Source organism: Priestia sp. USM5 (assembly GCF_058323215.1).
Map to the genome: position 1 here is coordinate 4,552,501 of NZ_JBSGKN010000001.1, position 13,915 is coordinate 4,566,415.

The following is a 13,915-nucleotide window of genomic DNA, read 5'->3' on the forward strand; positions in this document are numbered from 1 at the left end:
CCCCAGAAGTCTACGCCCGTATATTGTTTAATAGCATCGACCATATGAAGTCTTGTCCATTCTGGCGTTAGGTCTACCTCTTGATCACCATACTGAATCTTTGTTGTGCCAAGTACTTCTTGCGCAATGTGTGCAATTAAGTTCTCTGTTAAAGCCATGATATCTTTGTAGTCCGCATACGCTTCGTACAATTCGATCATTGTAAATTCAGGATTGTGACGTGTAGATACACCTTCATTACGGAATACACGGCCAATTTCATATACTTTTTCTAATCCACCTACGATTAAACGTTTTAAATGAAGTTCAATCGCAATACGCATATAAAGTTCCATATCAAGCGCATTGTGGTGTGTCACAAACGGACGAGCTGCTGCTCCACCTGCGATTGAATGCATCATCGGTGTTTCAACTTCTAAGTATCCGTGATTATCTAAGTAACGGCGCATCGATTGAATAATGCGGCTTCTTGAGATAAATGTTTGTTTACTTTCTGGGTTTGTAATTAAATCTAAGTAACGTTGACGGTAGCGCTGTTCAATATCTTTTAAACCATGATATTTATCTGGAAGTGGACGAAGCGCTTTTGTTAGTAACGTGAAATCTTTTACTTTAATAGAAAGTTCGCCAACTTTTGTTTTGAATAAAACACCTTCAACCCCTACCAAGTCACCGATATCTACGCTGCTGAAGATTTCGTACTGTTCTTCGCCAATTGCATCTTTACGTACATAAAGCTGAATTTGTCCTGTTAAATCTTGAACGTGAGCGAAACCTGCTTTTCCTTTTCCACGCTTTGTCATAATACGACCAGCTAGTGACACAGGCACTTCATTTTCTTCTAACTGTTCTTTTGTTAACTCGTCATACTCACTAATTAATTGCTGTGATGTATGTGTACGTTCAAAACGTTGACCAAACGGATCAATACCCTGATCTCGTAGGTTGCTCATTTTTTCGCGACGAACGAGAAATTGATCATTTAATTCTTCATGACTCATCGTTTACTCATCTCCATCGTATAATTAAGTTTTCCGAAACAGAAAAAAGGCCAGCATGTTTACTGGCAACTACTACGTTTCTTTAAAATTATTATAGGTTCAGTCGTTTCTCTATGTCAAATCGCTTTATTCTTGCTTCGCTTCTCTTTTTCTTCGATTTCTCTAACAAGCTACCGAATAAACCAACAACCTGCGAACCCAAACCTTAAAGTTTTCACTGTGAACTCTACTTTACGCCAATATAAAAATGAATCAACTAATAAGATTCATTTTTAATTATGTAAATCATTCCTATTATTTTCGAACATATCTAGTATATCAGTTGTTTGCTCTCGAAATAATTTTACATCTTTTAAATCCGATAACCGTTTTGTGATGGTTTCAACTTTTTCTTCTGCTACAGGGAGAATAAGAGATGGAGCTAGTTCGTTTAGAGGAACCATCACAAACGCCCGTTCAAACATTCGGGGATGAGGGACGTTCAGCCTATCCGTATGAATGATTTCATTACTATAAAGTAAGATATCCAAATCAAGGGTTCTAGGTCCCCATACAATCTCTCTTTTTCGACCTGCCGCTTGTTCAATGGCTTGCAAACAATCTAAAAGTTGCTCTGACGAATACGTTGTTTGTATTTTTACTACCATGTTTAAAAAGCTTGCTTGATTCGTATACCCGACCGGGGCCGTTTCATAAACAGATGAAACAGCCACTACCTTAACCTCAGAATGTTTCATCAAGCCAGTAACTCCCGACTTCAAATGTTCCATTCGATTTTCAATATTTGATCCTAATGCAATATATGCTTCTGTTGTCATTCAACGGCTCCTTTTAATTTCAATAGCTACCGATTGATAATAACCGGGAATTGGCGGATCAGGCTTATATACCTTTACTGTACAAGCCTGCACGAGTTCGTAATTAGCAAGCAATTCAGATGCAATCGTTTCGGCCACCGTTTCAACTAACTTGAACGTGCGCTTCTCTACAACTTCCTGGCATGTTTGGTATAAATCTGCATAGCTCACCGAGTATTCTAAATTGTCCGTAGTACCAGCTTGTTTTAAATCTAGTTCTACAGTTAAATCCACGTGAAAACGCTGCCCTAATTTATTTTCTTCTGGAAATACACCATGATATCCATAGAAACGCATATCATTCACATAAATTTTATCCATCTTTAGCCTCTCCTTTCGCTTTTATACATGTAGCTCGCGTCGACTCATTAGCGACATCGTGTAAGAGCGATACTCTTTTTGCAACTGAGCTGTTAACGTATGGTCTCCGACTGAAAACTTCTTATCCTTTATACTTCGAAGAGGTACGATTTCTTGAATGGAATTTGTAACGAAAGCTTCATCACTCTCCAAAAGCTGTTCCGCCGTAAATAAACCTTCTACAACTTCTATGTTTTTCTTTTTTAAAAGCGTAAAGATAAACTGTCTCGTAATTCCATTTAAGATACCTGTTTCAAGAGACGGTGTATATACACAATCATCTTTTACAAAAAATAAATTGGACACAATACCTTCGGCTAAGAACCCTTCTTTTGTTAAAAAAATACCCTCTTTATTTAAGTCTGAACCAACTTCTCGCTTAGCCAGTACATTGTTTAAATAATGATGAGACTTCAACCTCACGGTTCCTTCGGGCGTATTTCGCTTTGTCTCAAGAATAAGCCCCTCTTTTACAAGGGGGCTCGATGGATGAGGCATTGATTTCATGTATACAATTGTAGATGGCTTGTCGTATTCTTCCACTTGCAGTCCAATTCCGCCATTTCCTGCTGAAACATTTAATCGAACATACGCATTTCTCTCATTGTTTTTCATTAACAGACTATTAATAATTGCCAACACGTCCTGTGTGGAGTAGTCCCATACAATATTTAATTCACGTAAGCTGCTACGCAGTCGATCCAGATGGTCTTCCACTAAAAATGGATGACCATCATAAACTCGTAGCGTTTCAAATAGCCCTAGACCATACATATATCCGTGATCAAACGGAGAAATAGTGGCTTCAGACGCAGGCTTTACTTCACCATTTACGTATATATACATATCATTACACTCGCTTTTTTTCGTAAGTTTCAATAAAATTCTTCAGCATTTCTTTACCGTAAGAAGTCATGATAGATTCAGGGTGGAACTGTACCCCTTCAATAGGTAATGATTTATGGCGAATCGCCATAATTTCATCTTCTGCTGTCCACGCTGAAATCTCAAAGCAATCCGGCAGTGAACTTTTTTCTACAATCAAAGAATGATATCGAGTTGCCGTGAACGGATTATCAAGACCTTTAAAGATAGTACGGCCATCATGATGCATTTCAGATGTTTTACCGTGCATTAATTTATCCGCACGAATCACATTCCCTCCAAAAGCTTGCCCAATCGACTGATGCCCTAAGCATACGCCGAATATTGGAATCTTACCTGCAAAATACTCGATGGCTTCTAAACTGATTCCCGCTTCGTTAGGACTACAAGGTCCCGGGGAGATCATCAAGAAATCTGGATTTAGCACTTCAATTTCAGAAAGTGTAATTTCATCATTTCTTTTTACAAGAAGCTCATGCCCTAGCTCACCTAAATACTGTACTAAATTAAACGTAAAAGAATCATAATTATCAATCATTAATATCATCTTTACTCACCCTCACTCAGCTCATTTTCGCTCTGCTCTTTTGCTTTCCATAGTGCAATTGCTTTTTTCAGTGATTCTTTGTATTCGTGTTTCGGATTTGAATCAATTACAACACCCGCACCAGCCTGCACATAAGCTTGGCCGTCTTGAATAATCATAGTGCGAATCGCAATATTTAATTCCATATCTCCATTAAACCCAATCCAACCAATCGATCCTGTATAAATTCCTCGCCTTACAGGTTCAAGTTCTTCAATGATTTCCATTGTACGAACTTTAGGCGCTCCAGTAATCGTTCCTCCAGGAAAAACCGCATCTACAATATCTACAAAATCTTTATTGCGCGCGAGCTTGCCTTTTACATTAGACACAATATGCATCACATGTGAATACTTTTCAATAACCATAAACTCGTCAACATGAACGGTACCATAGTCGCTTACTCTACCAAGGTCATTACGCTCCAAATCAACAAGCATCACATGCTCTGCACGCTCTTTTTCGTTATGAATAAGCTCATCCGCTAACTGTTGGTCTTCTTGATCATCCTTACCGCGAGAGCGCGTTCCCGCAATTGGTCTCGTACTGATTTCGTCACCGGCTTTTTTCACTAATAGTTCTGGTGAACAGCTCACAATGTGAAATTCTTCTGTCTGCATATAAGACATATAAGGAGACGGGTTGATTTTTCGTACCTGTTCGTAGATATGCATAGGATGAGTTTGAAGCTGTTGAGACTGTCGAACAGATAAGTTCACTTGAAACACATCGCCTTGACCGATGTACTCATGTACGCGAGTTGTGGCATCTGAAAAAGCAGCTTCAGACATTGAAACCTCACTCTTTTCGGCAACACGATGAATACGCTCATATGAGAGCCCTTCAGCACTTGCCTCCATCCAGTCCTTTTTGTATTGATCAATACGCTTATGTGCCTGCTCTTTACAATCTGCTTCATCGTTAACGATAATCCAGAGCTTTTCCTTTTCTTGATCGTATACAAATACGTCATCGAAAATAAGGAAATAAACGTCCGGCGTTTTCAATGAATCTTCAGCAAGATCAGGTATGGTTTCTACATAGCGGATATAATCATAGCTAATAAAGCCAATTGCTCCACCTTGAAAAGGAGGAAGATCTGGATTCACCTCTGCTTCAAACTTCTTCATCCAGTCTCGCATAAGATGAAGCGGATTACCTTTTTGAACAGTAGCTTGGCCATCCGTTTTGATATGAAGCTCGTTTTGTTCGCCTCGCAAAATGGCTACAGGTTTTAATCCCATCATTTGAAACTTTCCGCCTCGACCGCTTTCAAGCAGGATATGATTCGGTTCCTCTTTTGACAACTCTTGATATTTTTTGAACCATTGGTTTTTAGAGATAGAAATAGATTCGCCCCAAGTCATTCTTTGCTGCATTTGTTCACTCTCCTAAAAATAAATCACCTGCTTTCATTTTACATGATTCTCAGATGAAAAAAAACAGCTTCATATAGAAGCTGTTCTTTTATGGTTTTTATGCTTGTGTTTGTTCCTCGAATTGGAACAATGGAGTACTTAAGTAACGCTCACCGTTACTTGGAATAATCGCTAACACTTTTTTACCTTTTCCTAGCTGTTTTGCAGCTTTTAACGCAGCATAAATCGCAGCCCCAGAAGAGATACCTACTAGTACGCCTTCTGTTTTTGCTACTTTACGTGCATATTCAAAAGCTTGGTCGTTTTGAACAGCGACAACTTCGTCATATACTTCCGTGTTAAGCGTATCCGGAACAAAGTTTGCACCGATTCCTTGAATTTTATGAGGTCCTGGTTGACCACCACTTAAGATCGGAGAATCAGCTGGCTCTACCGCATAAATTTTGATGTTTGGATACTTTTCTTTTAATACTTCGCCAGCACCTGTAATAGTACCGCCAGTACCGATACCTGCCACAAATCCATCTAGCTGATCGCCAAACTGCTCGATGATCTCTTTAGCCGTTGTTTGACGGTGCACTTCTGGGTTCGCTTCATTTTGGAACTGCTGAGGAATAAAGTAGCCGTGCTCTTTTGCAAGCTCAGTTGCTTTACTAACCGCACCTTTCATTCCTTCTGGACCTGGTGTTAACACTAACTCTGCACCGTACGCACGAAGCAGATTACGACGCTCAATACTCATCGTTTCAGGCATTGTTAAAATAGCACGGTATCCTTTTGCTGCAGCTACCATTGCTAAGCCAATTCCTGTGTTACCGCTTGTTGGTTCAATGATGGTGTCTCCAGGCTTTAATACACCTTTTGCTTCAGCATCTTCGATCATTGCTAATGCGATACGATCTTTTACGCTGCTTCCTGGGTTCATAAATTCTAATTTTAAATATACATCCGCCATATCTTCTTCAACTAGACGGTTTAGTTTTACGATTGGTGTTTGACCAATTAACTCTGTAATTGAATTTGCAATACGTGCCATATAACCACTCCTAATACCAACTAATTTTATTGATTTTGTATACAATTTATCAGATGTTTTCTAAATTGTCAATCATTTTGTCTTTCCATTTACCTATTTTTGTTATATTTTTAGATCAATATATACATAAATAGGACTTAACACTTATAAAAAAAGGCGTTCATTTATAAAATGACGCCTTTAAAGAATCTTTTATTTCATTTAAATTGCTTGTTCTTTCATTTCTTCTAGCTGCTTTTTATCAAAACGATAGGTTTCATTACAAAAATGACACTGTGCTTCAGCTTGGCCATCTTCCTCAATCATCGATTGAATCTCTTCTTTTCCTAAGCTGATAATGGCATTAGCAATTCTTTCTTCTGAGCACTGACATTTGAACTCTACAGGCATTGTCTCTAGAAACTTTACGTTTTCTTTTCCAAGAACTTCTTCTAAGATTTCCTCAGGAGAAAGACCTTTTTGGATCAGTTTTGAAATGGGTTCAATCGTTTGTAAACGTTGTTCAATAGCTGTAATCGTTTGATCATCTGTTCCTGGCATAAGCTGAATGATAAATCCACCCGCAGCTAAGATTGTGTTATCAGGGTTAACAAGTACACCTACACCTACTGAAGATGGAACTTGCTCAGATGTCACGAAATAATACGTGAAATCCTCTCCTAATTCTCCCGATACGATAGGTACTTGTCCATTAAATTGATCACGCATCCCGATATCTTTTACAACACTCAGCGTACCATCTGTACCTACAGCACGTGCTACATCTAATTTTCCATGCTGATTTAAATCGAAGTGCGTTTGCGGGTTCGTTACATATCCACGCACTTCACCCTTGGCATTGCTGTCTACTAAGATAACACCAATTGGGCCGCGGCCTTCAATTTTAATTGTTAGCTTTTGCTCACCTTTTAGCATAGCCCCCATCATAACTCCCGCAGTCATTGAACGTCCCAATGCTGCAGAGGCTGTAGGCCATGTATAGTGACGGCGCTGCGCTTCTCCAACTGTATCCGTTGTTTTTACCGCATAAGCGCGAACTTGACTATTGTAAGCTAGTGCTTTTACTAAATAGTCGCCCATAATATACACCTCTTACTCCATATTTTTTGTATAGATTATTTGTAATCCTTTTAAAGTCAAAAATGGATCCACAATATCAATAATATCCGACTCTTTAGCAATCAATGTTGCGAGTCCTCCAGTAGCAATAACTTTAGGATTTACTGTTGCTTGCTCTTTCATTCTTGCTACAATTCCTTCTACTTGTCCAACGTATCCATATAAAATACCTGCTTGCATCGCAGATACTGTATTTTTCCCAACAATGCTATTTGGTCGCGCAATTTCAATACGCGGAAGCTTAGATGCTCTTGAATAAAGAGCTTCTGTCGAAATATTAATACCAGGGGCAATTGCACCACCCATATATTGCTTATTTTCATCAATGTAGCAATATGTGGTTGCGGTACCAAAATCAACGATAATTAAAGGGCTTCCGTACAGCTGAATTCCAGCAACAGCATTGACAATACGGTCTGCTCCCACTTCACGTGGATTTTCATATTTAATATTTAAACCCGTCTTAATTCCAGGACCAACAACAAGCGGCTTTAAATGAAAATACTTTTGACACATTCTCTCCAATGCAAACATAATAGGAGGAACAACAGAGGAAATAATAATACCATGAATATCTTTAAAAGATAAACTAACGTGCTCAAGCAAGGCTTTGATTGTCATGCCATACTCGTCTTCTGTTTTATTACGGCTTGTTTCTACACGCCAATGGTACTTTAATTCATCTCCATCGTATACACCTAATACCGTATTGGTATTTCCAACATCTAATACAAAAATCATTTCAATCACCACTTTATTTAAATTCAGTATTCACACTGAAACCATCATACCATAACTGGTAAATAGACGTGTATATTCTAGATAAAATAGGAATATAATGACACAATTCTCTAGTGGATATCCTACTTATCCACTATATATGAAAAACTTTTTGCCAAACCTAACTTCTACCCAATAAAAAAAGATCAGTGGAGACTGTCTCCACTGATCTTTTTTGGTCTTATGCTTTTGGCTCTTCATCGTCTGTCTTTGTTTGGATGTTTACTTTAACATCTTCATCTGTTACGTGACTAGAACGGTCTGGAAGAGTTCCATGATCTACTAAGTGGTTAATCTGCTCAGCGTCTAACGTTTCTACTTCTAACAATGTTTGAGCTACAAGCTCTAACTTGTCACGGTTTTCCGTTAAGATCTGCTTCGCACGCTCATAGCTTTCTTTAATGAAACGTTGGATTTCATTATCAATTTCATGAGCAATCGCATCACTGTAGTTTTGTTCACTGTGTAAATCACGACCTAAGAATACTTGGCCTTGTTGTGATTGACCGAATTGCATTGGTCCTAACTTTTCACTCATACCGTATTCTGTTACCATTTTACGAGCGATGCTTGTTGCACGCTGGAAGTCATTGTGAGCACCTGTACTCACTTCGCCGAAAATAATTTCCTCAGCTACGCGACCACCAAGCAATCCAACAATTTTATCCAGCAGCTCTGGCTTCGTCATAAAGTAGCGATCTTCTTTTGGTAACATAACAGCATATCCACCAGCTTGCCCACGTGGAACAATGGTTACTTTATGTACCATATCAGCTTCGTCTAATACGACACCGATAATTGTATGTCCTGCTTCATGATAAGCAACAATATTGCGTTCTTTTTTAGAAATAACTCGACTTTTCTTAGCTGGACCTGCAATTACGCGGTCTGTTGCTTCGTCAATATCGACCATTTCAATTTTCTTTTTGTCCTGTCTAGCAGCTACTAAGGCAGCTTCGTTTAACAAGTTTTCTAAATCTGCACCTGAGAAACCTGGCGTACGCATAGCAATTGCTTTTAAGTTTACTGATTCATCTAAAGGCTTATTGCGAGCATGTACTTTAAGCACTGCTTCACGGCCATTTACATCTGGACGATCTACCGTAATTTGACGGTCGAAGCGGCCTGGACGTAATAACGCTGGATCTAAAATATCCGGGCGGTTTGTTGCTGCAATAATAATGATACCTTCGTTAGCACCAAAACCATCCATCTCAACAAGCAACTGGTTCAATGTTTGTTCACGCTCATCGTGTCCACCACCAAGACCTGCGCCACGTTGACGACCTACAGCATCGATTTCATCAATAAAGATAATACATGGAGCATTCTTCTTCGCATTTTCGAATAAATCACGAACACGAGAAGCACCGACCCCAACAAACATTTCAACAAAGTCCGAACCACTGATAGAGAAGAAAGGAACGCCTGCTTCACCAGCAACAGCTCTTGCTAATAATGTTTTACCAGTACCAGGAGGTCCCACAAGTAAGACACCCTTCGGAATTCTTGCACCTAGCTCTGCGAATTTACGAGGATCTTTTAAGAACTCAACAACTTCCACAAGTTCTTGCTTTTCTTCGTCTGCACCAGCTACGTCTTTAAATTTAACCTTTTTCTTTTCTTCGCTGTAAAGCTTAGCCTTACTCTTACCGAAGTTCATAACACGACTTCCGCCGCCCTGAGCTTGGTTCAGTAAGAAGAAGAATAGGATGAAAATAATAACAAACGGAATGATTGACGTAAAGAACGTTACCCAGCCGCTTGTTTCATCAGCAGGTTTAAAATCAACTTCTACTTGATTATTTTCTGAAGCAGCGTCAATACGATCAAGTGCTTTGTCACCATCTACGATGTAAGTTTGGAACGTTTGATCCTTTTTATAAGAATCTAACTTTCCTTGCACAACATACACGCCTCTTTCAGGCTTCATAGAGAGTGATTTCACATCACCTTTGTCTAAGTGTTGAACAAATGTATCGTATCTCATTGGTTCTGCTTTTTGATTAGAGCCACTAAAGAAGCTTACCACGCCAATAATGACTAAAAATATAAGTAAATAAAAGATGGTATTACGGAAGATCCGATTCATTTCTTACCTCCTCCCACGATAAACAAATACTGTATTCAATACTAACATAGAACATTTATCCTATCCAATAAATTGCACTTGGATATGTGCTTCTTAATTGCTGTATACTTGCGGTTTAAGAACCCCAATATACGGCAGGTTACGATATTTTTCTTGATAATCCAATCCATACCCTACTACGAACGCATCAGGTACTTCAAATCCAACGTAATCTGCTTTAATAGCTGCTTTACGACCTGTTGGTTTGTCTAAGAGTGTGACAATCTTAATTGACTTAGCTTTACGGTACTTGAATAACTCTACAAGATAGCTAAGTGTTAAGCCGCTGTCGATAATATCCTCTAAGATAAGAATGTCTCGACCTTCAACTGATGTATCTAAATCTTTTAGGATTTTTACTTCACCAGAAGAAACCATCGCATTGCCATAACTTGATACATCCATAAAATCCATTTCTAAATATGTATCAACACGCTTAATTAGATCAGACATAAAAGGCATAGCGCCTTTTAGTACACCGATTACCAAAGGAAAACGGTCAGCGTATTCCTCAGATAATAGCTTACCCAATTCTTTTACTTTCTGTTGTATTTCTTCTTCTGAAATCAAAATTTCTTGAATATCCTGCTTCATTCCTTACTTGCCTCCTAGAAGTTTTCGCTACTTATAGTATAAAATAACATATCTGGACTTATGTGTATGCAGTTCATAAGCAGATTTTTTCAAACCAGGTAGCCACAAAATAGTTCCTTGGCTATCTTCCACTACCGGCCAATGATCTCTGAAGTGTAAAGGGATTTTTTCATCGATAAAAATATCCTTTACTTTTTTATGTCCCTTCATGCCCTTTACTCGCATTTTATCGCCATTTTTTCGTGTCCTTACCTTTAATGATTGTAAATCGTGAGCTTCATCTAAAAGAAAAACATCGTTTCCTTTTATATCTTCGACTTTATTATGTATTTCACAAATAAGCTGGTGACCATTTGGAAGCTCAACGACCCCTGGAATCGGAACAATAAATTCATATGGCTCGATGTTCCCCTCATTAAAGGTGAAAAGACAGTCGTTGTAAGATCGGATAATGCGTAAACCATTTGGAAAGTCAAGCGTCCCAGACGGTTTTTCACTTTCACAAAATCCTACTAACGTGTCAACATGCGCTGAGGAAAGGGTTGGAGGAATTTCTTTATAGAGATAGTTTAATATTAGTTGAATACCACGCCTTTGTAAAGGCTTGCGTATCCTTAGAAAACAATCTCTATCAATGAGAATTTCATTTTGCAATTTCTTTCTCATTACTTTATTCATCACATCGGTCGTTAATTCCTCTAAGTATGCTTGATCTTCATGCAAGTTCTCGCTAAATTGTTGAAATTTTTCATGTACAGCGACGTTTTCTTGCTTTAAAAATGGCAAAACGTAATGACGAAACCGATTTCTCGTGTACGAGTCTTTCTCATTACTCGGATCAATTCGAGGCGTAAGCCCATGTAGCTTACAGTAGCGATTGATTTCTTCTTTCGTTACGGCTAGGAAAGGCCTAATAATAAATCCATGCCCATATGGCCGCTTGGGCTGCATCCCTGCGTATCCATTCATCGTACTACCTCGAACCATTCGCATTAACATCGTTTCAATCTGATCATCTCCGTGATGTCCTAATGCAAGAAGGTTTGCTTTGTGCTTCTTCATAACATGAGTAAAAAATGCATAGCGGCATTCTCTAGCAGCTACTTGAGAAGATAGCTTTCTTTCCTTCTGATAGGCAGTAACATCAATCTGCTTCGCCTCACATTTAATATTCAATTGTTTGCAGTAGTTCTGCACATATTCCATGTCTTGCTGTGACTCTTGGCCCCGGAACATATGATCAACATGAGCAGCAATAATCGTAAGAGATTTTTGCTCTTTCAGACTCCATAAGAAATGCAGCAGCGCTAAAGAATCAGGACCACCAGAAATACCTACAACCACCGTAGAGCCTGCGGATAATAACTGATGTTTTGTCATAAAATTGTTCACTTGCTTTTCCATAGGAATGACTCATCCTTATAATGTACACGCAATAATGTATCATTAATTTACTTTATACGAATGACTATAAGGAAAGTTTCACAATTTCTCCAAACTTTATAGCACTTGAATAAATAGATACAAAATATAAATCAACATTACAGACGTACAAAGTAGTAGCGTCTCTAACACGTGAGAACGCTTCTTCTTTACTTTAACACGAGGGGCAGACGGTTGACGAACGTTTTGAGGCTTTGTTCCTCTACTTTTTGCCCCTCTTCTTTTTTCGACCGATAACACCTCTGTTTTCATTTCTTTAGCTGACTTATACTTTCCCGTAACCGCTTGATACAAAACGTCTCCGAAAGGCTCCAACTGCTTTGTTGTTAATATAAATTGTTTTAATTGTTCAGCCGGTTTGTCTGTTTTATTAATTCGCTTGCCATAAGCCGCGTGAATCAAAACCATAGATACGGCAAACAAATCATAGGTCGGTTCTGCTTTTCGGGAGCCAAGCCCCCAGTGCGCTCGATCATAAAAGTCGGTAAATTCTTTTATTGACCGCCCTTGCAGAGTTGTTCCTCCCACGTCGATCCATCGAACTTTTACAGGGTTAGATGTTACGACCAGGTTTTCGGGTTTTAAATCGCCAAATACCCACCCTTCTTCATGAAGGTTTTCTAAGTCTGTTAAGAGCTGGCTTGCAAACACTTGCAACCATTCTGTCCCTCTTGTTGAGATAAAAGAAAGGAGAGGCTGCCCTTTCACATACTCCATTACATAGAAAGAAAGAGCGTGAGAACCATAGCTCCAATCATCTACATCAAGTAAACGCGGTCCTAGCACTTTATCTTTGACTTGAGACAACTTTTTTAATACATTCACTTCTGCTGTAACGGACATGTTGGAAAAGCTTATTTTTAACGCTGCTAGCGTTCCGTTTACTAATTGGACTAAGTAGACAACTCCAGTTGCTCCCACGCCTAATTTCTCAAGAATTTTATAATGGACGTGATGCCATTTCCCTTGAATTTCTGTTCCCGGAGATAGGTTACATACCTGATTCTTCAATGTATTGTTCATTATTTTTTAACAACCCTCTCAATGAGCGCTTTTTGGTGAAATAATGAGTAGCCTCTTTGATAGCCGGTCCAGTAGGCGTAATACCTCCTGCTGTTAGTTTTGGGAAAATCGTTGAAAGCGACTCTAATCTTGGATTCCAGTCCATTAGCTTCTCTACATCTTTCTTTTTCCCAGGAAATAAAAAGATTGAAAATTGATTGTGCCCCATGCGAGCATTCAAGCTTAACGATAAATCTAACAGCGACTCCTTTACAGTAGGGAGCTTATTTTTCATACTTCCGCTCATGTCAACTAAAATAAGAATCTCTAAGTCAACCGTTTCCCCAAGTTCATCAACCACTTCCATGATTTCTCCACGCTTCTCAGGAGATAACTCTTCTAATCTTGAATTAGAGGAACCTAGAATTTGCTGAAGTTCTTTATTTACAACGCCTTGAAGTGTTTGCGTCATTGCCTGCCTTGTAACCATTTGAACAGTTTGAGACAGCTGTTTTACGTAAACAATTTGACTCACGCCACCGCCTGACATGGCAATGCCTTCTATTTCATTCGTGCTTTGCTCATCAATTGTATCCTCTTCCATCACACCAATAACGTTTACACTAATTCCTTGTTCTTTAGCTAGTGCAGCCATTGCTACCGGATCTTCACCTGTATTCGAACCACCGTCCGTAATGACCAACATCTGTTTCAATGTACCTTTTTTCATAAAAAAATCCCC

Annotated in this window: 14 protein-coding genes (1 of these 14 cut by a window edge); all 14 read right to left on the bottom strand. The window is 38.9% G+C overall.

The annotated features are described in order from the left end of the window. Window positions 1–1,001: the 5' portion of a lysine--tRNA ligase gene (lysS, locus tag ACWATA_RS23955; protein WP_013054894.1), read on the bottom strand. Its footprint begins 484 nt before the window's first position; 1,001 of the gene's 1,485 nt are visible here — the first part of the coding sequence; it begins with the start codon at window positions 999–1,001; its stop codon lies beyond the left edge, outside the window. A gap of 272 nt (window positions 1,002–1,273) precedes the next feature. Further along, window positions 1,274–1,819 (bottom strand): 2-amino-4-hydroxy-6-hydroxymethyldihydropteridine diphosphokinase, encoded by a 546-nt coding sequence (gene folK, locus ACWATA_RS23960; protein ID WP_165635902.1) that lies wholly within the window; start codon window positions 1,817–1,819, stop codon window positions 1,274–1,276. Then, window positions 1,820–2,179, bottom strand: a complete 360-nt coding sequence (gene folB / locus ACWATA_RS23965) for a dihydroneopterin aldolase (RefSeq protein ID WP_028412654.1) — start codon at window positions 2,177–2,179, stop codon at window positions 1,820–1,822. It abuts the gene before it with no gap. Between the two features lie 21 nt (window positions 2,180–2,200). After that, window positions 2,201–3,064 carry an aminodeoxychorismate lyase gene (pabC, locus tag ACWATA_RS23970; protein WP_033580816.1) on the bottom strand — a complete coding sequence of 288 codons (864 nt, stop codon included), beginning with the start codon at window positions 3,062–3,064 and terminating at the stop codon, window positions 2,201–2,203. Window positions 3,065–3,068: 4 nt separating this feature from the next. After that, window positions 3,069–3,650, bottom strand: coding sequence for an aminodeoxychorismate/anthranilate synthase component II (gene pabA / locus ACWATA_RS23975; RefSeq protein ID WP_013054890.1), 582 nt, complete (start codon window positions 3,648–3,650; stop codon window positions 3,069–3,071). A gap of 2 nt (window positions 3,651–3,652) precedes the next feature. Then, a complete protein-coding gene (gene pabB, locus ACWATA_RS23980) occupies window positions 3,653–5,068 on the bottom strand; it encodes an aminodeoxychorismate synthase component I (protein ID WP_028412651.1) in 1,416 nt (471 codons plus the stop codon). Between the two features lie 97 nt (window positions 5,069–5,165). Further along, window positions 5,166–6,104, bottom strand: a complete 939-nt coding sequence (gene cysK / locus ACWATA_RS23985; protein WP_473050200.1) for a cysteine synthase A — start codon at window positions 6,102–6,104, stop codon at window positions 5,166–5,168. Window positions 6,105–6,305: 201 nt separating this feature from the next. Next, the gene (hslO, locus tag ACWATA_RS23990; RefSeq protein ID WP_028412650.1) at window positions 6,306–7,184 is read right to left on the bottom strand and encodes an Hsp33 family molecular chaperone HslO; all 879 of its coding nucleotides are present in this window, start codon (window positions 7,182–7,184) and stop codon (window positions 6,306–6,308) included. A 12-nt stretch (window positions 7,185–7,196) separates the two neighbouring features. Further along, window positions 7,197–7,964 (bottom strand): type III pantothenate kinase, encoded by a 768-nt coding sequence (locus ACWATA_RS23995; RefSeq protein ID WP_013054886.1) that lies wholly within the window; start codon window positions 7,962–7,964, stop codon window positions 7,197–7,199. A 220-nt stretch (window positions 7,965–8,184) separates the two neighbouring features. After that, window positions 8,185–10,095, bottom strand: a complete 1,911-nt coding sequence (gene ftsH, locus ACWATA_RS24000; RefSeq protein WP_013054885.1) for an ATP-dependent zinc metalloprotease FtsH — start codon at window positions 10,093–10,095, stop codon at window positions 8,185–8,187. A gap of 93 nt (window positions 10,096–10,188) precedes the next feature. After that, window positions 10,189–10,728, bottom strand: a complete 540-nt coding sequence (gene hpt, locus ACWATA_RS24005; RefSeq protein ID WP_028412649.1) for a hypoxanthine phosphoribosyltransferase — start codon at window positions 10,726–10,728, stop codon at window positions 10,189–10,191. Between the two features lie 27 nt (window positions 10,729–10,755). Beyond that, entirely contained in the window at window positions 10,756–12,132 is a 1,377-nt protein-coding gene (gene tilS / locus ACWATA_RS24010) for a tRNA lysidine(34) synthetase TilS (RefSeq protein ID WP_028412648.1), read from the bottom strand. A gap of 96 nt (window positions 12,133–12,228) precedes the next feature. After that, the gene (prkT, locus tag ACWATA_RS24015) at window positions 12,229–13,194 is read right to left on the bottom strand and encodes a serine/threonine protein kinase PrkT (protein WP_034263697.1); all 966 of its coding nucleotides are present in this window, start codon (window positions 13,192–13,194) and stop codon (window positions 12,229–12,231) included. Beyond that, window positions 13,163–13,903 carry a VWA domain-containing protein gene (locus ACWATA_RS24020; RefSeq protein WP_013054881.1) on the bottom strand — a complete coding sequence of 247 codons (741 nt, stop codon included), beginning with the start codon at window positions 13,901–13,903 and terminating at the stop codon, window positions 13,163–13,165. The genes prkT and ACWATA_RS24020 overlap by 32 nt, the downstream gene beginning before the upstream one ends. Window positions 13,904–13,915: the final 12 nt, after the last annotated feature.

Bases quoted from the DNA above. Each gene is read 5' to 3' on its own strand.
- hpt (WP_028412649.1), bottom strand. From the start codon at position 10,728: ATGAAGCAGGATATTCAAGAAATTTTGATTTCAGAAGAAGAAATACAA.
- folB (WP_028412654.1), bottom strand. From the start codon at position 2,179: ATGGATAAAATTTATGTGAATGATATGCGTTTCTATGGATATCATGGT.
- tilS (WP_028412648.1), bottom strand. From the start codon at position 12,132: ATGGAAAAGCAAGTGAACAATTTTATGACAAAACATCAGTTATTATCC.
- ACWATA_RS23995 (WP_013054886.1), bottom strand. From the start codon at position 7,964: ATGATTTTTGTATTAGATGTTGGAAATACCAATACGGTATTAGGTGTA.
- ftsH (WP_013054885.1), bottom strand. From the start codon at position 10,095: ATGAATCGGATCTTCCGTAATACCATCTTTTATTTACTTATATTTTTA.
- cysK (WP_473050200.1), bottom strand. From the start codon at position 6,104: ATGGCACGTATTGCAAATTCAATTACAGAGTTAATTGGTCAAACACCA.
- folK (WP_165635902.1), bottom strand. From the start codon at position 1,819: ATGACAACAGAAGCATATATTGCATTAGGATCAAATATTGAAAATCGA.
- pabA (WP_013054890.1), bottom strand. From the start codon at position 3,650: ATGATATTAATGATTGATAATTATGATTCTTTTACGTTTAATTTAGTA.
- hslO (WP_028412650.1), bottom strand. From the start codon at position 7,184: ATGGGCGACTATTTAGTAAAAGCACTAGCTTACAATAGTCAAGTTCGC.
- pabC (WP_033580816.1), bottom strand. From the start codon at position 3,064: ATGTATATATACGTAAATGGTGAAGTAAAGCCTGCGTCTGAAGCCACT.
- prkT (WP_034263697.1), bottom strand. From the start codon at position 13,194: ATGAACAATACATTGAAGAATCAGGTATGTAACCTATCTCCGGGAACA.
- pabB (WP_028412651.1), bottom strand. From the start codon at position 5,068: ATGCAGCAAAGAATGACTTGGGGCGAATCTATTTCTATCTCTAAAAAC.
- ACWATA_RS24020 (WP_013054881.1), bottom strand. From the start codon at position 13,903: ATGAAAAAAGGTACATTGAAACAGATGTTGGTCATTACGGACGGTGGT.